The organism is Paenibacillus sp. EZ-K15, from assembly GCF_002573715.1.
Lineage (GTDB): Bacteria > Bacillota > Bacilli > Paenibacillales > Paenibacillaceae > Paenibacillus_AQ.
This window is the reverse complement of sequence record NZ_PDHM01000010.1, coordinates 161736-180928: the sequence shown is the minus strand read 5'-3', so window position 1 is coordinate 180928 and position 19193 is coordinate 161736. Positions and strand designations below refer to the sequence as shown.

Genomic DNA, 19193 nt, shown 5'->3' with positions numbered 1-19193 from the left:
GCTTAACATCCTCCGGCGTCCGTTATTTTGCCGTTGCGTGGAGGCGTCGCCTGCAGTAATGAAGCGGAAGCGGATGGAAATACCTCGTTTGCAGGGAGCTGTACCACCTCCGGAGCGAACGATCCACCAAAAATATGGCTGAATACTTCATCCACCGACTCTACCGGAATTACCCGCAAACCGCCGCTCAAATCCTGAAACAGCGTCTGCCAGTTGTCTTTAGGGATGATCACGCGGGTAGCACCTGCCTGGAATGCCGCCTCCACTTTAGCGATGACCCCGCCTATCGGTTTCACTTTTCCATGAATACTCATCTCGCCGGTCATGGCGACCTTGTTATCGACTTCAATCCCTTTGATGGCTGATACGATTGCTGTTGCCATCGCAATACCGGCGGAAGGACCGTCAATCGGTGTTCCTCCGGGAAAATTGATATGCAGGTCATAGTTTTTAGGTGTGAAGCCCATCGAACCCAGCACGGTTAGTACATTCTCGATAGAGCCTTTGGCCATGCTCTTGCGACGCAGCTTGCGCGAGCCTCCGCCAAATTCCTCTTCATCCACAACCCCGGTGATATTGTAGGTACCCCGGCCCTCTTCGACAGGAACCGCAGATACTTCAATTTCAAGCAGTGCCCCCATATTCGGGCCATATACGGCCAATCCGTTTACTACGCCAATCTGAGGCTTCTCCGGTATTTTCCGGTCGGGCCTTGGCTGAAGCTGGCTGCTGCTGGCTACCCATTCTACATCCGCCGCTCGCAGCGAATCTCGCTTCTCCGTCAAAGCAAGACCGGCAGCCAATTGAATCATATTGACCGCTTCCCGCCCATTGGAGCAGTACTGCTTCACAACTTCCACCGCTTCAGGCGCTGCATTCAAACCAATTTTCTGAATGGCATCCTCTGCAATTCTCCCAATTTCTTCAGGCAAAAGCGGACGGAAAAAAATCTCCATGCAGCGCGAGCGAAGTGCAGGAGCAATCTCTTCGGGCGAACGTGTCGTAGCACCCACCAGACGGAAGTCTGCCGGAAGGCCATTTTGAAAGATATCGTGTATATAGGCAGGTGTATTGGCATCCTCCGAATTATAATATGCACTTTCGAGCAGCACCTTGCGGTCCTCCAGCACTTTTAAAAGCTTATTCATCTGGATGGGATGCAATTCCCCGATTTCATCAATAAACAGGATCCCCCCATGGGCCTTGGTCACCGCACCCGGCTTCGGCTGAGGAATGCCTGCAACCCCCATGGCACCGGCACCTTGATAAATCGGATCATGAACAGACCCGATGAGCGGGTCGGCAATTCCGCGTTCATCGAAACGGGCCGTCGTTGCGTCGATTTCCGTGAATTTCGCGTCATATTTAAACGGCGATTGCGGGTTCTTCTTGGCTTCCTCCATCACGACGCGGGCAGCAGCGGTCTTACCGACCCCCGGGGGTCCGTAAACGATGACATGCTGAGGGTTCGCGCTGCATAGCGCTGCCTTTAAGGCGCGTAAACCGTCCTTTTGCCCCACAATGTCATCCATCGTTTGCGGCCTTGTTTTCTCAGCGAGCGGTTTCGTTAGTGATATCGACCGGAGTTTGCGGAGTTTATCGAGCTCCTTGCGCGATTCCCGATCCACCGCTGTTTTGCTTGTCTTCTGTCCGCGCAATAAATTCCAAAAATAAATGCCGATGATGACCGCAAAAAACAGCTGCACCAGCATAATTACGATACTTAAATTCACAAGTCATTCCTCCTGTACTCCATTATGTCTTCATCCAAACGTTAATACATGGTAGTATTGCCGATTCCTCGGATGGTAAAACGCGGGAGGGGGAACAAATTGTAAAAGAGGGTGATTTAATTAGGATGCATTGACGAAGCCGTAAAAGTATCAAAAAGGGAGACGCTCCGCGTACGTATCGTTCCTCCGATCGCTGTTGTTTCCGAATTTCATGAATTACGCTACCAAAGTAGAAATCCGAAAAAAAAGGCGAACGCTTCGCTTCTCCGAAATCGATTCGTCCGCTCCGCTGCTGCGGCGTATGGCATCCTTCTAAATCATGGGGGTGGGAGAGTGGGAAGGGCTGAGCTTCATAAAAAAGAAGCTCAGTTAGGAGCGATGATACTTGGGACAACAGTACGCTAACTTGCAACTTTATACTAATTAGCAGGCCGCTTGTCTTGGTTCACACTGCTATACCTTATACGTTCAAAATACGTTCAATGAAATGTGAGAAACAGACAGACCTTGGACTTCCTTGGACCTTTTGCTTCCTTAGAAAACAACAAACAAAACGGCAGTCTCTTTGAATCCAGAGACTGCCGTTTTTATATAAGTGGAGATACATTTCAAAAACCAAGTTATCTAGCTTAGACCGTGGATTTGTGCTTGCGGCCCGGGATTTCACCCGTTTCCTCGTACACCTTCACGATATGATCGATTTCTTTCTTAAGCTCTTCAACCATGGTCTCTTCGGGTACCTTACGGATCATCTCTCCGTAACGGAAGAGCAAACCTTCACCCCGAGCACCGGCAATACCAATGTCGGCTTCTCTTGCCTCGCCGGGGCCGTTTACGGCACAGCCCAGAACGGAAACCTTAATCGGCACTTTGATCTTCGAGATATATTCCTCCACCTCGTTGGCAATGGAGAACAAATCGATATCCAGCCGTCCGCAGGTCGGGCAAGATACCAAGGTTGCCGCATCCGAGATCAGACCGAAGGATTTGAGCAGCTCCCGGCCTACCTTGATCTCTTCCACAGGATCGGCACTCAAGGAAATACGCATCGTGCTGCCAATTCCAAGGGACAACAGTGCGCCAAGTCCCGCAGCACTCTTGACGGTACCCGAGAACAGGGTGCCTGCTTCGGTTATGCCCAGATGAAGCGGGTATGGTATAACTTCCGCCGCCTTGGTGTAAGCCGCAATTGCCATCGGTACATCAGAAGCTTTAAGAGAAACGATGATATCATGGAAATCCAGTTCTTCCAAGATGCCGATATGATACAAGGCGCTTTCCACCATGGCTTCCGGTGTCGGATACCCGTATTTTTCAATGAGATGATTCTCCAAGGAACCGGCGTTAACTCCGATCCGAATCGGAATCCCCTTCTCTTTGCATGCCTTCACGACAGCTTCGACCTTTTCACGCTTACCGATGTTTCCCGGATTGATCCGCACTTTATCGATACCGTTCTCGATCGCCATCAGGGCAAGCTTGTAGTTAAAATGAATATCCGCCACAAGCGGAATATGAATGCGTTTCTTGATTTCCTTGATGGCCGCAGCTGCTTCCTCATTGTTCACCGTAACCCGAACAATCTGACATCCCGCTTCTTCCAGACGGAGTATCTCGGCAACGGTCGCCTCCACATCTGCTGTTTTGGTGGTGCACATGCTTTGAATAATGACTTCGTTCTTTCCCCCAATAGTGAGATTCCCCACCTTGACGGGCCGTGTGTCTTGTCTCAAAAACATGGTACGATCTCTCCCATATAACGCCAAAGCTCCACTCCAATCAACCCGATTGGGTATAACTGGAAGTGGAGAATCAGCGTAGATTTATTCCACGTCTAATGCGCTAGAGCGCATTAGGCGCTTTCTTCTTGTTTCTTATCGTCTTCGTTACTTTTGGCTTGCAGTTCAGGAATCACTTTATCACGAACGACCTGCTCCGTAATGACGCAATCCTTAATGTCATCTCTGGACGGTACTTCGTACATCACGTCCAGCATAATGCCTTCAATGATGGAACGCAGTCCGCGGGCACCGGTATTGCGCTTAATGGCTTCGCGGGCAATCGCTTCAAGCGCGCCTGGCTCAAATTTGAGGTTTACGTTGTCAAATTCAAGCAGCTTTTGGTACTGTTTTGTCAGCGCGTTTTTCGGCTCGGACAGAATACGCACCAATGTTGCCTCATCCAACGGTTCCAGCGTAGAGACAACTGGCAGACGACCAACGAACTCCGGAATCAAGCCGAATTTCAGCAGATCTTCCGGCAGAACCATCGTCAGGTATTCACCTGGCTTAAGTTCCTTCTGGTTTTCGCCGGATGCATTAAAGCCGATGACCTTTTTACCGATCCGACGTTTAATGTACTGCTCCAATCCGTCAAATGCACCACCGCAAATGAACAGGATATTCGTTGTATCGATCTGGATGAATTCCTGATGCGGATGCTTGCGTCCACCTTGCGGCGGCACGGAAGCTACGGTACCTTCAAGAATTTTCAGCAGGGCCTGCTGAACCCCTTCACCGGAAACGTCACGGGTAATGGACGGGTTCTCCGATTTACGAGCCACTTTATCGATCTCATCAATATAGATAATGCCGCGTTCCGCTTTTTCCACATCATAATCCGCTGCTTGAATCAGCTTCAGCAGAATGTTCTCGACATCCTCACCTACATAACCAGCTTCGGTCAGTGAAGTTGCATCTGCAATAGCGAACGGCACGTTGAGAATTTTGGCCATGGTTTGCGCGAGCAATGTTTTACCGGAACCTGTAGGTCCGAGCAGCAAAATATTACTCTTTTGCAATTCAACGTCCTCAATTTTGTTCTGGGTATTGATGCGCTTATAGTGATTGTAAACGGCAACGGAAAGGGACTTCTTCGCTTGATCCTGACCGATTACGTATTGATCCAGAATGTCACGAATATCACGTGGTTTCGGAATATCCTTCAGATCCACTTCTTCCTCATGGCCGAGTTCTTCCTCAACGATCTCTGAACACAAGTCAATACACTCGTCACATATATAAACACCGGGCCCCGCAACCAGCTTGCGGACCTGCTCCTGCGATTTACCGCAGAAGGAGCACTTCAGCTGCCCTTTGTCATCGTTAAATTTAAACATGCTATTACCACCCCTTAAGATTTGGTCGGTGAAGACAGAACATCATCAATAATCCCGTACGCCTTCGCTTCCTCCGCGCTCATGAAAAAGTCGCGGTCCGTATCGCGTTCGATTTTTTCAAGGGGCTGACCCGTGCGCTCCACATAGATTTGATTCAGCTTATGTCTGGTCTTGATGATCCAATCTGCATGGATTTGGATATCGGATGCCTGACCTTGAATGCCTCCGAGCGGCTGATGAATCATCACTTCACTGTTCTCGAGAGCATAGCGTTTGCCTGGCGCTCCTGCAGTAAGCAACAGTGATCCCATACTGGCGGCCATGCCAACGCAAATCGTGGACACATCAGGCTTGATCAACTGCATCGTATCATATATACCCATCCCGGCTGTAACCGAACCGCCAGGGGAATTGATGTACAAAGAGATGTCTTTTTCCGGATCTTCCGCAGCTAGAAACAGAAGCTGGGCGATGACAAGATTGGCAACATCGTCATCGATCGCACTGCTGAGGAATATTATGCGATCCTTCAGTAATCTTGAGTAGATATCGTAAGATCTTTCGCCTCGACTGGTTTGTTCCACAACCATAGGTACAAGACTCATGCGACCAACCTCTTTTCCTTGAAAAATATACTACAACGTTACAAAAGTTATTCTAACATGTTCACAGCACGATGTCATTTTTTAACCCTGCTTACATTCTATGAACTTGCCAAGAATTATATCCTGCCAACTTGTCTCATTATGTATGTCGAAATTAATAACCAATTCATGTCACATTTAGTAGTAAATTGGCTATTCTTAGTTAAAAATAAGGCACGCATGAAATGTACGTGCCTTATCTAATGTGAGGGCAGCTTTTCGCAGCCGCCTATTTATTATTCTTCAGTTGCTTCTTTCTTCTCAACAGGAGCGCCTTCTACGCTGTTTTCCAACAAGAAGTCGATGGTTTTGCGAAGAAGCAGTTCTTCACGAAGGCTGTCAAGGGAACCGTTAGCACCCAAGATGCTGCGGATTTCATCAGCAGGACGTTTGTATGTGTCAGCCATGTTTTCCAGCTCTTTGTTGATTTCCTCTTCGGATACTTCGAGCTTTTCTTCTTTCGCGATTTGCTCGAGCACGAGGTTGTTGCGAACGCGTTTTGCAGCATCGTCCTTCATTTGACCTTCCAGATCGGCATTCGTTTGGCCGGAGAAGCTAAGGAACATTTCCAGGTTCATACCTTGCTGGCGAAGACGGTTGTCGAAATCGCGCATCATGTTCTGAACTTCGGATTGAATCATAGCTTCAGGAATTTCAACTTCAGCGTTAGCTGCAGCTTTTTCAACGGCTTCGTTCTCACGAACGCCTTGTGCTTCTTGCTCTTTGCGAGTCAGCAGTTGTTTCTTCAGATCTTCCTTGTACTCATCAAGCGTATCGAATTCACTTACGTCTTTAGCGAATTCATCATCCAGCTCAGGAAGCTGCTTGCGTTTGATTTCGTGAACTTTCACTTTGAAGATAGCTTGTTTGTTAGCCAAATCTTCAGCATGGTAAGTTTCAGGGAATGTCACTTCCACGTCTTTGAAGTCTCCAGTAGCCATTCCGATGACTTGATCTTCAAAACCTGGAATGAACGTGTTGCTTCCAAGCTCAAGGGAATAACGCTCAGCTTGTCCACCTTCGAAAGGAACGCCGTCAACGGAACCGTCAAAATCAATCACAACGATATCGCCAGACTGGGAAGCACCTTCGTCGATTACTGTAAGCTCAGCATGACGTTGTTGCAGACGCTCGAGCTCTTCGCTCAGTTCCTCGTCGGAAACCTCAGCAGCTACTGCAGCAACTTCAACACCTTTGTATTCGCCAAGTTTAACTTCTGGTTTTACCGTTACTCTTGCTTTGAACTTAAAAGTTTCGCCTTTAGCGAATTGCTCGATGTCCACTTCTGGACGATCCACAGGGAAGATATCCGCTTGTTCTACAGCTTCGCTGTATACTTCTGGAAGAAGGATGTCGATTGCATCCTGGTACAAGCTCTCAACGCCAAAACGAGCTTCGAAGATCGAGCGAGGTACTTTACCTTTACGGAATCCAGGTACATTTGCTTTTTTAGCTACTTTATTAAAAGCTTTGTCGAGGGCGGATGCAACGCGCTCCGCATCAACCTCAACGTCAAGAACCCCAAGGTTCTTCTCTATTTTTTCCCAAGTTGCTTTCATTTATGCTTTCCCCTCCAAAATAATTCACGTGGTCGACGCAATAATGTATCACGTACCGAATAACCACTATAGTATAAACAACATTAAATTCTTTTTCAAGGGCGAACCCTTATGCTACGATACCGTAAACGTTTTCCAACTCTGGCTAATCTTCCACGCCCGCAGCAACAAATTGTTTAAGAGATCGGTAGGCTCCCTCATAGCGGAACCGCATGGTGTCCGTTATGCCGTAGAGCGGGCGGATTTCCTCCTCATTGCGAAACCCTTTCAGACTCTCCGACACAATGTCATGCAGCGCAGCCGCCCATATGTCAAGCGTGGATTCTTCTTCATCCAGCATGGAATGGTAATCTTCGGTGCCGTAAATCGCCATGATGAACTGAGACCATAATTCCTGTGCAAAATAAAATAGTGTCGGTTCATGAATCTCAGTCTGATCGGCCACACGCTCCAAAATTTTCGAAATGGCGTCCGGGAAACTTCCCGGGTCCAGGGGAACCGATTCGATCTCAATCTCGACGGCTTCCTGCCCGCGATGAAGGCTCACATTACCTTCCATTCCTCTTCTCCGGAGCGTTTGCAGCACCCGAAATTGCAGCAGCGGATGAAGCGGCGTATCATGCAGCCACTCGACCAAAATAGCGTCGATCTCCGGACGGTCCAAATAAGCGAGCTGTTCCAGCGCCAAAATGGTCTGCTCTGTCAGCGGCCCGTTCATGACCGAAGCCAGCAGCTTGTCGGCATATCCGGCATCCTGAGCGACTTTGTCCCTAACCATCTGCCTTGCCATTTCCGCTTCGTCCGGATCATCCTCCTCGGGCTCTGCTTCGGAATCAACCGAACGGGGGACAGCCTGTTCCGGAAATGCGGCTTTAAGCCAGTCGAGGAGCGAATTCCACTCTTCATAATGCCGTTCATTCTGTCCGCCGCATTTCAGCAGAAAGCGCAGAACCTCCATCGCTTCACCGTAACGTTCATTCTCGAGCATAACCGTAAGCTGAATCTGGTAATAATCCAGCGTCTTCGGAAACAGGATGATGTTCTTGTCCTCTTGTTCTTGGGAGTAAGAGTCCTTGATAAGGACACCTCCTTTCTAGTCCTGTTTTTCGTATTCGTTGATTATAGCATATGTACTGCCAAGTTTAAAAAAGGGCTGACATCCCTCGTACTTTGCCGCATCCGGCAACGGGTGGACGACTATCTTTATATAGTCCAGCGTATATTTTATCAATATAACCCGATATGCTGCTCTCATAATCTTGCAGAACCAAAAAACTATGCATCTTAAAATAATGATTGAATTTCTCCAGCGTATGTGATAAAATATTTTTTGCTTGAAAAATTCCTATGTCCCAGTAGCTCAGCTGGATAGAGCAACGGCCTTCTAAGCCGTCGGTCAGGGGTTCGAATCCCTTCTGGGACGTAAAAAATGCACCGCCCTTCGGGGTGGTGTTTTTGCGTCCATGGGGATGAGAACCCCTGGTAGGGGGGCGTCGGAGCCTATGCTTCGGAAGGATTGCTGCGCAGTCGGCCTGGAGAGGCCGCATCCCTTCTGGGACGTAAAAGAGGAAGCCGCCACTAGTGATAGTTGGCGGCTTCTTTGCGTATTCCAGAAGGGTGATGAACCCAGAATTGGGTTCGCCTTCGCATACGCTTCGGGAGGATTGCTTCGCAGGCGGCCTGCAAGGCCGCCTCCCTTCTGAGGTACAATGTGGATATGACTTCCAATAGCAGATTCCCAACATCGCGCACAGAACATAACTCTATCGGACCGTAGATTCGTTATTCCAGAAAAAACGTCCTAATTTAGAAATTAGCGGACACCAAAGCCGTTATTTAGCAAATTCACAGGCAAATTACCCTCTTTTGTCATAAATAACGGACTTCAGGTCCGTTACCATACCTGTACGAGTGTTTTTTCCTCAATTAACGGCTCCTGAGTCCGTTAAGGCAACGCAACGCGACCGCACAACTCTCTACACCTATACACCTGCTGCAAACAATACTTTACTACCGCCAAGCACTCCCCCGCTCGGATTTCTTCACGAAAATAGAAGACAACGCTCTCGCTCGCAGAGGTTGCCTAGTGTGCGACGGTCAGAAGTATTTTCCTTCCATCGGGGGTATAGGTAAACCAAATTCGTCCGGGCCGACATGCTTGGACCACAGTTGGGTAAGGCGCTCTTCATGCTCTTAACTGCGTCCGATTTCCCCCGGCACCGTATGGTAATCCCGTTTGGTCACAAACCAGCGGTGAGATTCACTCTATCGGGATTCACTATATACAAGATATTACGTGTCCTCGATCAGATCCAGCACCTGCTGTAGCGATTCTTCAGATGATGCTCCAGCCCGACCGATACCCTTTTCTGATAGGAGCGCCAAGAATAGCGCAACGACAAGTTACTCGGAAAAACTTCATTGACTCCTCAGCTTAGACTTCTCCAGTTGGCTGCTCCCCCACTTTTTTATCAGATTAGTTAAGATATAACGTCTATCGAAGTTCTTTCAACGAAGAAAGTGGCCGTCTGCCGCTACCGCGGCCGGCGCCGGGTTGGCGTCCCGCTTCCCACGAAAAAAACTCCTGCGAATGATCTCGCGGAGTTTTCTTCTGAGAATGTTATGCGATTTTCGCTGGGCTAGCTGCGCTGATCCATGACATTACTGCAGCTCCATGTGAATAAGCGGAAATGGCTTCCCGGAGCCGTCCAACTCGGAGCAGCCGATTTGCACGAAGCCGTATTTTTTATAAAAGCCATAGGCCTTGGGGTTCTGTTCATTCACATCGACTTGCAGCCTCCGCCCCTTCAGCTGTTCGGCATGCCGGATCAGTTTCGTTCCCGTACCCTGGCCGTGATGGAGGGGATCCACGAACAGCATTTCAATTTTGGAGCCATCCAGCCCCATAAATCCAATCGGTTCCTGTTCCGTATTCAAGCACACCCAGATCTCCACGGCTCTCAGCGCTCCGTTTTTGATCATGTCATAATAAAACCGGATGTCTTCCTCCGTCAGGAAATCGTGGGTTTGGGATACGGCACGATGCCACAGTTCCACCAACTGATCATGATACTCTTCTGCGTAAGGCGCTATATGAAACGTCATTTTTCATCCATTCCCTTTCAAATTGTTCGATCTCATAGAAATTCATGATATCGGTAAAATTGCTCTATACTATTATAAAGGAATCCGGTACATTAATCAGAGACTTTATCTTAGTCAGGAAGGAGAGATCAGCATTGCCATTATGGCTTGTATACGCATTGCTGTCGGCGGCCACGGCGGCACTTATCGCTATTTTCGGAAAAATAGGCCTGCAAAACATCGATGCCAATTCAGCAACGGCCATTCGCTCTGTCATCATGGCACTGTTTCTGCTCGGGGTCGTGGGGGTTCAGGGCAAATTCTCGGAACTCGGTGACATTCTGGTTCAGAAGAAAGCATTAAGCTTCATTGTGCTCAGCGGCATTGCGGGTGCATTGTCCTGGCTGTTTTATTTTCTCGCGCTCAAATACGGCAAAGTATCGCAGGTCGGACCTATCGATAAATTAAGCGTTGTCATCGCGGTCATTCTGGCCTTTGTCTTTCTTGGAGAAAAAATATCCTGGATTAACGCAGCCGGCGTTGCACTTATTGCCGTTGGCGCTCTTCTTGTTGCCGTTAAATAATGTTCTACATAAAACCGCTGCTCAGCGGCTTTTTATTCGCCCGCTTATTGCTAAAACCTATCAATATTATTTCATTTATATATTTCCAATTATAAGCTAACCATGTCACAATGAGGATAATTCATGGGTGAAGGAGTGTTGTTATGTCAAAGCAAGTATGGAAAGCTTACGATTATGATCGGCAGTTATCGTTTGTCTCGGCTTATGGAAAAGGAGTGGCAGAACTTCTTGCGCCTCAACCCGGAGAACGGATTCTTGATCTCGGCTGCGGAACCGGTGATTTGGCTTATGAAATATCCGCTTCGGGTGCTCATGTAATCGGCATGGATGATTCGGCCGAGATGATGGAGCGCGCCAAAAGCAAATATCCTGAACTGATGTTTATAACCGGAGACGGACAGAACTTCGAAACCGAAACGCCGTATGATGCCGTCTTCTCGAATGCCGCCCTACACTGGATGAAGGATGCTGCTGGTGTAGTACGCTCCGTCTATGGCGCACTCAAGCCCGGTGGTCGATTCGTCGCGGAGTTTGGAGGCAAGGGAAATATCGACGGAATTTACCAAGCCTTGAAAACGGTGTTCGCCGATCATTATGGAATTGATGCCGACACCCGAAATCCGTGGTATTTTCCAAGTCTTGGCCAGTATACCACCTTGCTTGAATTCCAAGGGTTCCGGGTGCATATCGCCCATCACTTCGACCGGCCCACGAAGCTGCCTGAAGGCAAGGACGGCGTGAAATATTGGCTGCTGCATTTTGGCGATCGTTTCTTCACTGGATTCTCGGCTGAAGAGAAGGACCAAGCCATTGCCCGCATCAGCCAAGCTGCCCAAGCGACACTCTGGCATGAGGATGCGTTTTATGGAGATTACAGGCGCCTGCGTGTCTTTGCAGAGAAGGTTTAGTCATTTTAGGGTTGATTTTCTAAATAGAATGGTTAATAATATGAAAAACTTGAACATGTGATTTTCGTTGATTGGGAGAGTAACTGCACTTGACTTTAGTCCAAGCGAGCCGGGAGGGTGGAAACCGGTACAAAGTCGGCCGTGAAGCGGACCCAGGAGATGGTCTTCCGAAGTGAAATACTGTAGGAAGCCCCGGCTTACACCGTTATCGTATAAAGGTGGTTAAACCCTTCGGTTTAACAACAAGAGTGGTACCGCGAGCACAAGTCCTCGTCTCTTTAGGAGATGAGGGCTTTTTTGATTTTTCTGACATGTTTTTTTTCAAAAAGGGGGATTTAATTTGCTAAGTCATTTGATTACTTCAAGCCTTCAACAAGCTGTAAACCAGGTGTGTGAAACTTTGGGCTCCAAACTGCCGGATTCCACTCCAATCCGGATTGAGCAGCCTGCCAGCATGGAGCATGGGGATTATGCCACCAACATTGCGATGCAGCTTGCGAAGCTGCTTCGTAAGGCTCCGATGCACATTGCCGAGCTGATTCAAGCCGAGCTTGAGCAGGACGCGTCGTACAAACAGCTGGTCTATTCCACGGAGATTGTTACCCCAGGCTTTATGAATCTGCGTATCGATTGGGAATATTGGGCCGGGCATCACTTTGAACTGCCTCCGGCAACTAACGAGAAGATTGTCATTGAGCACACTTCCATTAATCCGAACAAATCCGCCCATATCGGCCATCTTAGAAACTCCTGTATCGGAGATACGCTGGTCAGGCTGATGAGGAGGCTTGGTTACGAGGTAGAGGTTCATAATTATATCGACGACCTTGGCAATCAACTGGCAGATACGGTAGTTGGAATGCTCCACACGCCGCTATCGAAGGAACATGCCCGGTTCGGCGATTACTGCTGGGACGTGTACTCAAGTACCAATAAAGCCTATGAAAGGGAGCCTGGACTGGTTCAGCATCGGACTGAGGTTCTGCACGCACTGGAAGAGGGCAACCAGAATTTATCCTGGATCGGACTGCTCGTTGCCGAGAGAATCGTCAAAGAGCATCTTGAAGAAATGAAGCAGTTCGGCATTGACTATGATCTGCTTGTATGGGAGAGCAGCATTGTCAGAGAGGGATTTTGGTCATCCGCTTTCGAGCTGTTGAAGAATACGCAGCTCTTCCATCAGGAAACCGAGGGTAAGCTTGCAGGCTGCTGGGTGCTCAAGCAAACAGGAACGGAAGCCGTGGACGATCCGGAGTCAGACCACAGTATGGATAAAGTGCTCGTGCGCTCCAATGGCATACTGACTTACACGGCCAAAGACATCGCCTACCACTTGTGGAAATACGGTGTGCTCTCCAACGATTTTGTATACAAAAAATTCACGGATGAGGTTTGGACGACGAGTACCCATGGCGAGCAGCTCTCTTTCGGCAAAGCAGACATGGTCATCAACGTCATTGATTACAGGCAGCAGTACCCGCAAGCGATGGTGAAGCAGGCACTAGAAAGCTTGGGCTTCCATAAAGAGGCCGACAAGCTCCGTCATGTCAGCTACGGCGTTGTTTCGTTAAGCCCTTCTGCGGCTGCGGACCTCGGAATCGATACTTCAGACGGGAAAGCGTCCTATGCGATGTCCGGACGTCAGGGAATCGGAATTAAAATCACCGAGCTTATCCACCAAGTAGCCAAGGTCATCGAAGATACCCGTTCCGATAAAAACGGTTTGTCCAGTCATACGATCGCAGCCGCCTCCATCCGTTACTATCTGCTTCGCTTTGCACTGCAAACCGAGGTGGTGTTCGATCTGAAGCAGGCCACTGAAATATCAGGAAATACGGGGGTATACCTGCTCTACTCCTACGCGCGTGCACTCAGCGTGCTCAATAAAGCTCAAGAAGCCGGTGTTACGCCGTCTGTGCCTGCCCGGTTCCCTGCTATGGAAAAAGCGGAGCATGCGCTGCTTCGCCATATCAGCACCTGGCATGATACCCTATACGCCGCCGGACGGGATCTATCCCCAAGCGCCATCTGCAACTTTACTTATGAGCTGTGCTCCTTGTTCAACAATTTTTATTCGGCATGCCCTATTCTAAAATCGGCGGATGAAGTGCTCCAGTTCCGTGTATGGCTCACTGCCTTATTCAAGAACAACCTTGGCGAAGCGCTGGAGGTGCTGGGACTGCCCACGCCAAGCCGGATGTAAACTCCCTCTGAAAGAGATTAACGAATCATGCTGTATTTAAAAAAGCCACCGTACTATTCTTGTTGAATAAGTACGGTGGCTATCATATATATTATTGCAATCCTCTGACGGTCAGTCTGACCTGGACACCAGCTGCAGCTGGCTCTTCCTGGAGGGTCCAGTTGACAGCCAGCGCTTCCTTCAAGCGTGCGACCTGTTCCTCCTGGAGCTTCAGCCCTTCAATAATGCCTTCACCTACACTAAAATCGGATTCCGAGCTGATGCGAAAGGCTTCCTCCAGCCAGATTTTCAACCCGTTGCGGGTGTTAAACGTAATTTTGTATCCCTCGCTAACGGCCTTCTCCAAATCTTCCCCATGCTCTCCGGCATAAGAGAACAGTTCCTCGTAGTGAAAATGACCATTGTTCGCGACTTGGAATCTTTCTACCTCGCCAGAGCGCACAGCCTCCAGCAGTTCGGAGGAAGTCAGCCCCGATTTTCTGGCATGCTCCAATAAAATGGCGGTATTTTGTGATATTTTAGTAAGCTGCATGCTCGATGCCTCCTCGATATGGTTCGTAAAATACTTTTTCTTCTATTATAAGACGAAACCGCTAGGATGTCAGACACTTCTCAAAACATAAACTATATTCGCTTCCCATGTATTCACCAAACGGTTCAATCTGGGCATACCCCAGCTTCTTATAAAAATGAACGGATTCCTTCTACAGCTCGCCTGTTTCCAAGCGCGAATCAGGCGTACCCCATTCGGGGTTCTCATCCTCACGGGACGTTCTTGTCCCAGTCGGGATACGGCCTTCGGCCGACTGCGAAGTGGCCCTCCGAAGCTTATGCGCAGGCGTACCCCAAATGGGGTTCTCATCCTCACGGGACGTTCTTGTCCCAGTCGGGATACGGCCTTCCAGGCCGACTGCGATGTAATCCTTACGAAGCTTATGCTCCGACGAACCCAATTATGGGTCCTCATCCCCATGGACGCAAAAGCACCGCCCTGAAGGGCGGTGCTTTTTTACGTCCCAGAAGGGATTCGAACCCCTGACCGACGGCTTAGAAGGCCGTTGCTCTATCCAGCTGAGCTACTGGGACATATATGTATGAAAATCTTTTAAACAGTAACGAAGTATATTATATCGCATCTTTTGTATTTTTCAAAGAACTTTTTTTCGGAATGGTTCAGAACCGAATCAGGAGCGGGCTTACTGGGTAATATGTATATCATGAAAATGACTTCAGGAGCGTGATATCATGAGACAGCTTTTATCCTCTTTATCGTATTTCAGCATCTTCTTTGCCCCCTTCCTCCTTCCTCTCCTCGTATGGATTTTCTCCCCGGACGCCTATGTTGCCAAGCACGCCCGTCGCGCCCTGTTCTCGCACGTATTTCCCGTCATAGCAGCGATACCGCTGATTTACATGGCCGTTACCTCAGGGTCCTTCGGTTCCATCATTGGATACCTCATCCTGTTCGGCATTCTCTACTTCGGGGCTTTTGTTTATAACGTGATCATGGGCATTCAAGTGCTGAGGGAGTATGCTTAATGAGCATCTTATTCTAAAAGGACCATGCGCTTAACCGCATGGTCCTTCTTGTGTTATTTTGTTGTAAATCAGTACATTCATTGCCGTCCCACTGCACTTCACAGCCCAGCGCTCGGATGCCACAAAAACGCAGTGGCACCATTGTGGTGCCTTTCACTATTCGTGGTGCCGAATCCAGTGCTTCATTCTTTCCGTTAACGACCGTGCTTGGAGCCCATCTTCAGGCCTTTGCGGTCAGGTATACCCTATTCTCGAAGTTGCTTCGAGATATTGCGCGAACCCACGAGGCCACTGTCGCCCAAATTGCATCCTGCGTATACAAAAAGAGATCTGCCCATGGTGCCGGACAGATCTCTTCATTCTTCAAGGCTCTAGAAATATCGAGGTCCTTCACTGAGCCTATGATTCAGCTGCTCATATAGCTGGCCTGTAGAAAGCAGCTGCTGCTTGAAGGCATCCCGGTCTTCCTCCGCGGTGGATTGAACGTCGTTCTCGAACGCTTCGTCCGTGGCATCAACAAATGCATCATGCATGCTGTTGTCGAACCAATCCACATCCGTGCTGGCGTTGCTGCGGACGATTTTCACCAGCTCATAGCCTCCTAGCGGGGAAGATGGCGTCAGATAAGCCAGCAATGCACTTTCTCCTTCCACTGCTGGATAGACCTCAACCTCAGCGCAAGGGGCGCCGTTTACTTCCGTAATGCGGCGGATTTTTGCATCTCTGATTGCATACATCATACATTCTCCTTCATCAAGATGTGCAGGGACTGCACAATCCTTATTATTGTCATGTCAAATCCGAGAGCAATCGCAGCTCTTCCATTTGCTGGCGCGTGGCCGGTGTACCCAATTGATAAATGGTTCGATACACCTTGTCCAGGGAGGATTGAAACAGGGCATTGGTGCTTTGTTGCGGCGTATCCGCCCAAGGAAACATGTATCCCATCGCTTCTTCGTCCTTCTCCTGCATCATGTCCAGCTCAATCCGAACTTGATCCGCCTCTTCCGGCGTTGCTTCGATCTCCCATTCATAAGCGCTCGCTCCCTGTTCGGTCAACACAGAGCGGCTCTGTACGGAAACGTAGTAGGTCGACTTATTCATGGACGCATCTCTCCTTCTCTTTGAATATTCGTCCTCTTTCTTAGTTTTCGTAAAAGGACAGACATTTTATGCCTTCCTTCGGCATATATCTGTATCACTTTGGCGACGTAGGATTAAAAAGATGGGACAGCGTATGACAAAGACAAAGAGAGGATGAACCGTCATGTGCGGAATAACCGGTTTTATACAATGGAGCGGCGATTTGACGCAGGATTCGCAGCTGCTGGTAAAAATGACAGAAAGTTTGGCTCACCGCGGACCTGACGGATCCGGCACTTGGATTTCCAACCCGTGCGCATTCGGTCACCGAAGACTCAGCGTGATCGACCCCGAAAATGGCGCTCAGCCGATGATCATTCATCAGGAAGAGGAAGTCTATGCCATTGTATATAACGGGGAATTATATAACGCTGCGGAGCTTAAAGACGAATTGGTACGACGTGGTCATCGTTTCAATACCAAATGCGACACGGAAGTTTTGTTAGTATCCTATATCGAATGGGGCCCCGATTGTTTGGAACGCCTCAATGGAATATTTGCATTCGCCATTTGGGACAGCGTACGTGAACAGGTATTTCTGGCACGGGACCGAGTTGGAGTAAAACCCCTGTTCTACAGTTACATTGACGGAACGCTCGTATTCGGATCGGAACCGAAAGCATTGCTTCAGCATCCGAAGGTGGAGCCTGTGGTCGGGGCAGAGGGGCTTGCGGAAGTATTTATTATCGGTCCTGCCCGAACCCCGGGACACGGTGTCTACAAGGATATCGCAGAGCTTCGTCCTGGTATGGCCATGATCTTTAACCGGGAAGGATTGCGCAAATATACTTACTGGAAGCTGGAAAGCAAGCCCCATGAAGATGATGTGGATCAGACGGCAAGCTTCTTGCGCGATCTGCTGCGCGACACCGTTGAACGCCAACTGGTATCCGATGTACCGGTCTGCTCGCTGTTATCCGGCGGGCTCGATTCCAGCGCGCTTTCCTCGCTGGCCGTCGATTACTACAAGCGGACGGGCCAAGGACAAGTGCACACCTACTCCGTCGATTATGTGGACAATAACAAACATTTTAAATCCCATTCCTTCCAGCCGGGTGCGGATGGGCCATGGATTGAACGGATGCACGAGGAGCTCAGCACAAACCACCATTGGATCGAATTCGACACGCCCGAACTGGTCGAAGCGCTGGATGTCTCTACGCAGAAGCGTGACCTCCCGGGAATGGCTGACGTTGACGCCTCCTTGCTCCTCTTCTGCCGTGAGATTAAAAAAGGCGCAACCGTCGCCATATCCGGTGAAGCCGCTGATGAAATATTCGGCGGTTACCCTTGGTTTCACCGGGAAGAAATGCTGAATTCCGGTACTTTCCCATGGTCTGTTGCCCCAGATATGAGAGCCGGGCTGTTGTCTGCCGAGATCCGGGACTGGATCAAGCCGCTGGATTACCTCGGAGACCGCTATACCGATGCGGTAGCCGAAGTGCCGAAAATGGCCGGGGAGACCGGGCAGCAGGCCAAAATGCGGGTCATGTCCTATCTCAATATCACCCGTTTCATGCCAACGCTCCTCGATCGTAAAGACCGGATGAGCATGGGCGTTGGACTGGAGGTCCGCGTACCTTACACCGATCATCGACTGATCGACTATGTGTGGAACATTCCTTGGAGCATCAAAACGACAGGCGACCGTGAAAAAGGCATTCTGCGCAAAGCCCTTGAAGGTGTGCTTCCGGACGATGTCCTGTACCGCAAAAAAAGCCCATATCCCAAAACTCACAATCCGAACTATCTGGCAGCCGTCAAAGCGCAGGTGCTATCCATTCTGGACGATCCTTCTTCGCCGCTACTTCCGCTCGTCGATACGGCACGAATCCGGGAGCTGGCTTCTTCGCCGGATGCGTCCTCCAATCTCCCTTGGTTCGGTCAATTGATGTCCGGTCCGCAGCTGTTCGCCTACCTGGCCCAGGTGCATTTCTGGCTCAAAGAGTATAACGTATCCATACGTTAAGTCCTTATTGTTCTAAAAAATCAAAGAAACCATACCAGCAGCAGGCCGGTATGGTTTCTTTTTATAGCACCTTATTCGGTTATCGCGCCTGCAGGTCCGCTACAAGCTTGCGCAGTGCTTTTCCCCGATGGCTGATCTCCTGCTTCTCTTCCAGGGAAAGCTCGGCCATCGTCTTCTCATGGCTTGGCAGGTAGAACAGCGGGTCATATCCAAATCCGCCCTTTCCGGACGGATCCGACGTGATCCAGCCTTCAACGCTCCCCTCAGCCTCGAGCTTTTCTCCCGAGACCGGATCATACAGCACCAGCACACAGACAAATCGGGCCGGACTTAGCAAGGGCTGCTCCGTATCCTCACCGAGCCTTAATTGTTCCAGCTCACCGAGCAGCTTCTCGTTATTGTCCTCGTCCGCGCCGTGTTCGCCGGCATACCTCGCGGAATAAACGCCAGGCGCGCCATTCAGCGCATCCACGCATAATCCGGAATCATCAGCCAGGACAGGCAATCCTAGTGCGTCGCCAACCGCCTTGGCTTTTTTAAATGCATTGGCTGCGAACGTTGCTCCATCCTCAACGACATCCGGCAGATCAGGGTAATCGTACATGCTCTTGACCTCCGTACCGAAAGCAGCAAAAGCATGCGCAAATTCCTTGACTTTCCCCTGATTGCGGGTAGCTACAATTAGCGTGTCTCCAAGTGTCAATGTCAT

The 19193-nt window shown here is 49.5% G+C and carries 18 protein-coding genes, 2 tRNA genes and 1 other annotated feature; of the genes, 6 read left to right on the top strand and 14 right to left on the bottom strand.

Going from position 1 to position 19193, the window contains the following annotated elements:
* Positions 1-2: 2 nt before the first annotated feature.
* From lonB to CRG97_RS07800, 6 genes are all read right to left on the bottom strand, one after another.
* Positions 3-1712, bottom strand: a complete 1710-nt coding sequence (lonB, locus tag CRG97_RS07825; protein WP_397330396.1) for an ATP-dependent protease LonB — start codon at positions 1710-1712, stop codon at positions 3-5.
* Between the two features lie 650 nt (positions 1713-2362).
* Positions 2363-3472, bottom strand: a complete 1110-nt coding sequence (ispG, locus tag CRG97_RS07820) for a flavodoxin-dependent (E)-4-hydroxy-3-methylbut-2-enyl-diphosphate synthase (RefSeq protein ID WP_076323108.1) — start codon at positions 3470-3472, stop codon at positions 2363-2365.
* A 113-nt stretch (positions 3473-3585) separates the two neighbouring features.
* Positions 3586-4851: an ATP-dependent protease ATP-binding subunit ClpX gene (gene clpX, locus CRG97_RS07815; RefSeq protein WP_098742529.1), complete on the bottom strand. Its 1266-nt coding sequence runs from the start codon at positions 4849-4851 to the stop codon at positions 3586-3588.
* Positions 4852-4865: 14 nt separating this feature from the next.
* Positions 4866-5456 carry an ATP-dependent Clp endopeptidase proteolytic subunit ClpP gene (gene clpP, locus CRG97_RS07810; protein ID WP_006208779.1) on the bottom strand — a complete coding sequence of 197 codons (591 nt, stop codon included), beginning with the start codon at positions 5454-5456 and terminating at the stop codon, positions 4866-4868.
* A gap of 275 nt (positions 5457-5731) precedes the next feature.
* Positions 5732-7054, bottom strand: a complete 1323-nt coding sequence (gene tig / locus CRG97_RS07805) for a trigger factor (RefSeq protein ID WP_098742528.1) — start codon at positions 7052-7054, stop codon at positions 5732-5734.
* A gap of 145 nt (positions 7055-7199) precedes the next feature.
* Positions 7200-8042 carry a hypothetical protein gene (locus tag CRG97_RS07800; RefSeq protein ID WP_098742527.1) on the bottom strand — a complete coding sequence of 281 codons (843 nt, stop codon included), beginning with the start codon at positions 8040-8042 and terminating at the stop codon, positions 7200-7202.
* A gap of 361 nt (positions 8043-8403) precedes the next feature.
* On the opposite strand from CRG97_RS07800, the gene CRG97_RS07795 reads away from it, so the two are divergent.
* Positions 8404-8477: transfer RNA gene (locus CRG97_RS07795), tRNA-Arg, on the top strand.
* Between the two features lie 1238 nt (positions 8478-9715).
* Here CRG97_RS07795 and CRG97_RS07785 read toward each other — a convergent pair.
* The gene (locus CRG97_RS07785) at positions 9716-10159 is read right to left on the bottom strand and encodes an acetyltransferase (RefSeq protein WP_098742525.1); all 444 of its coding nucleotides are present in this window, start codon (positions 10157-10159) and stop codon (positions 9716-9718) included.
* A 134-nt stretch (positions 10160-10293) separates the two neighbouring features.
* Between CRG97_RS07785 and CRG97_RS07780 the strand changes: the two genes are divergently transcribed.
* From CRG97_RS07780 to CRG97_RS07770, 3 genes are all read left to right on the top strand, one after another.
* A complete protein-coding gene (locus tag CRG97_RS07780) occupies positions 10294-10722 on the top strand; it encodes an EamA family transporter (RefSeq protein ID WP_098742524.1) in 429 nt (142 codons plus the stop codon).
* A gap of 143 nt (positions 10723-10865) precedes the next feature.
* Complete coding sequence (locus CRG97_RS07775) at positions 10866-11630, top strand: class I SAM-dependent methyltransferase (RefSeq protein ID WP_098742523.1); 765 nt, start codon at positions 10866-10868, stop codon at positions 11628-11630.
* 58 nt (positions 11631-11688) lie between these two features.
* Positions 11689-11911 (top strand) — a binding site (T-box leader).
* A 59-nt stretch (positions 11912-11970) separates the two neighbouring features.
* Entirely contained in the window at positions 11971-13833 is a 1863-nt protein-coding gene (locus CRG97_RS07770; protein WP_098742522.1) for an arginine--tRNA ligase, read from the top strand.
* Positions 13834-13924: 91 nt separating this feature from the next.
* On the opposite strand, the gene CRG97_RS07765 is transcribed toward CRG97_RS07770, so the two are convergent.
* From CRG97_RS07765 to CRG97_RS07755, 3 genes are all read right to left on the bottom strand, one after another.
* Positions 13925-14365, bottom strand: a complete 441-nt coding sequence (locus CRG97_RS07765) for a hypothetical protein (protein ID WP_098742521.1) — start codon at positions 14363-14365, stop codon at positions 13925-13927.
* 172 nt (positions 14366-14537) lie between these two features.
* The gene (locus CRG97_RS33215) at positions 14538-14786 is read right to left on the bottom strand and encodes a hypothetical protein (RefSeq protein ID WP_202618887.1); all 249 of its coding nucleotides are present in this window, start codon (positions 14784-14786) and stop codon (positions 14538-14540) included.
* A 59-nt stretch (positions 14787-14845) separates the two neighbouring features.
* Positions 14846-14919 (bottom strand) — tRNA-Arg (locus CRG97_RS07755).
* Positions 14920-15078: 159 nt separating this feature from the next.
* Between CRG97_RS07755 and CRG97_RS07750 the strand changes: the two genes are divergently transcribed.
* Positions 15079-15372 carry a magnetosome magnetite crystal formation protein family gene (locus CRG97_RS07750; protein WP_098742520.1) on the top strand — a complete coding sequence of 98 codons (294 nt, stop codon included), beginning with the start codon at positions 15079-15081 and terminating at the stop codon, positions 15370-15372.
* 13 nt (positions 15373-15385) lie between these two features.
* Here CRG97_RS07750 and CRG97_RS07745 read toward each other — a convergent pair whose 3' ends face one another.
* From CRG97_RS07745 to CRG97_RS07735, 3 genes are all read right to left on the bottom strand, one after another.
* Positions 15386-15529 (bottom strand): copper amine oxidase N-terminal domain-containing protein, encoded by a 144-nt coding sequence (locus CRG97_RS07745; protein WP_237566336.1) that lies wholly within the window; start codon positions 15527-15529, stop codon positions 15386-15388.
* A 214-nt stretch (positions 15530-15743) separates the two neighbouring features.
* Positions 15744-16112 carry a hypothetical protein gene (locus CRG97_RS07740; protein WP_237566335.1) on the bottom strand — a complete coding sequence of 123 codons (369 nt, stop codon included), beginning with the start codon at positions 16110-16112 and terminating at the stop codon, positions 15744-15746.
* Between the two features lie 49 nt (positions 16113-16161).
* Complete coding sequence (locus tag CRG97_RS07735; RefSeq protein ID WP_098742518.1) at positions 16162-16476, bottom strand: hypothetical protein; 315 nt, start codon at positions 16474-16476, stop codon at positions 16162-16164.
* Between the two features lie 163 nt (positions 16477-16639).
* Here CRG97_RS07735 and asnB point away from each other — a divergent pair, with 163 nt between their 5' ends.
* A complete protein-coding gene (gene asnB, locus CRG97_RS07730) occupies positions 16640-18484 on the top strand; it encodes an asparagine synthase (glutamine-hydrolyzing) (RefSeq protein WP_098742517.1) in 1845 nt (614 codons plus the stop codon).
* Between the two features lie 79 nt (positions 18485-18563).
* On the opposite strand, the gene CRG97_RS07725 is transcribed toward asnB, so the two are convergent.
* Positions 18564-19193, bottom strand: coding sequence for an XTP/dITP diphosphatase (locus CRG97_RS07725; RefSeq protein WP_098742516.1), 630 nt, complete (start codon positions 19191-19193; stop codon positions 18564-18566).

Bases quoted from the DNA above. Each gene is read 5' to 3' on its own strand.
- CRG97_RS07735 (WP_098742518.1), bottom strand. From the start codon at position 16,476: ATGAATAAGTCGACCTACTACGTTTCCGTACAGAGCCGCTCTGTGTTG.
- CRG97_RS07750 (WP_098742520.1), top strand. From the start codon at position 15,079: ATGAGACAGCTTTTATCCTCTTTATCGTATTTCAGCATCTTCTTTGCC.
- CRG97_RS07725 (WP_098742516.1), bottom strand. From the start codon at position 19,193: ATGACATTGACACTTGGAGACACGCTAATTGTAGCTACCCGCAATCAG.
- CRG97_RS07775 (WP_098742523.1), top strand. From the start codon at position 10,866: ATGTCAAAGCAAGTATGGAAAGCTTACGATTATGATCGGCAGTTATCG.
- asnB (WP_098742517.1), top strand. From the start codon at position 16,640: ATGTGCGGAATAACCGGTTTTATACAATGGAGCGGCGATTTGACGCAG.
- CRG97_RS07785 (WP_098742525.1), bottom strand. From the start codon at position 10,159: ATGACGTTTCATATAGCGCCTTACGCAGAAGAGTATCATGATCAGTTG.
- ispG (WP_076323108.1), bottom strand. From the start codon at position 3,472: ATGTTTTTGAGACAAGACACACGGCCCGTCAAGGTGGGGAATCTCACT.
- clpX (WP_098742529.1), bottom strand. From the start codon at position 4,851: ATGTTTAAATTTAACGATGACAAAGGGCAGCTGAAGTGCTCCTTCTGC.
- clpP (WP_006208779.1), bottom strand. From the start codon at position 5,456: ATGAGTCTTGTACCTATGGTTGTGGAACAAACCAGTCGAGGCGAAAGA.
- CRG97_RS07800 (WP_098742527.1), bottom strand. From the start codon at position 8,042: ATGCTCGAGAATGAACGTTACGGTGAAGCGATGGAGGTTCTGCGCTTT.
- CRG97_RS07765 (WP_098742521.1), bottom strand. From the start codon at position 14,365: ATGCAGCTTACTAAAATATCACAAAATACCGCCATTTTATTGGAGCAT.
- CRG97_RS07740 (WP_237566335.1), bottom strand. From the start codon at position 16,112: ATGATGTATGCAATCAGAGATGCAAAAATCCGCCGCATTACGGAAGTA.
- tig (WP_098742528.1), bottom strand. From the start codon at position 7,054: ATGAAAGCAACTTGGGAAAAAATAGAGAAGAACCTTGGGGTTCTTGAC.
- lonB (WP_397330396.1), bottom strand. From the start codon at position 1,712: ATGCTGGTGCAGCTGTTTTTTGCGGTCATCATCGGCATTTATTTTTGG.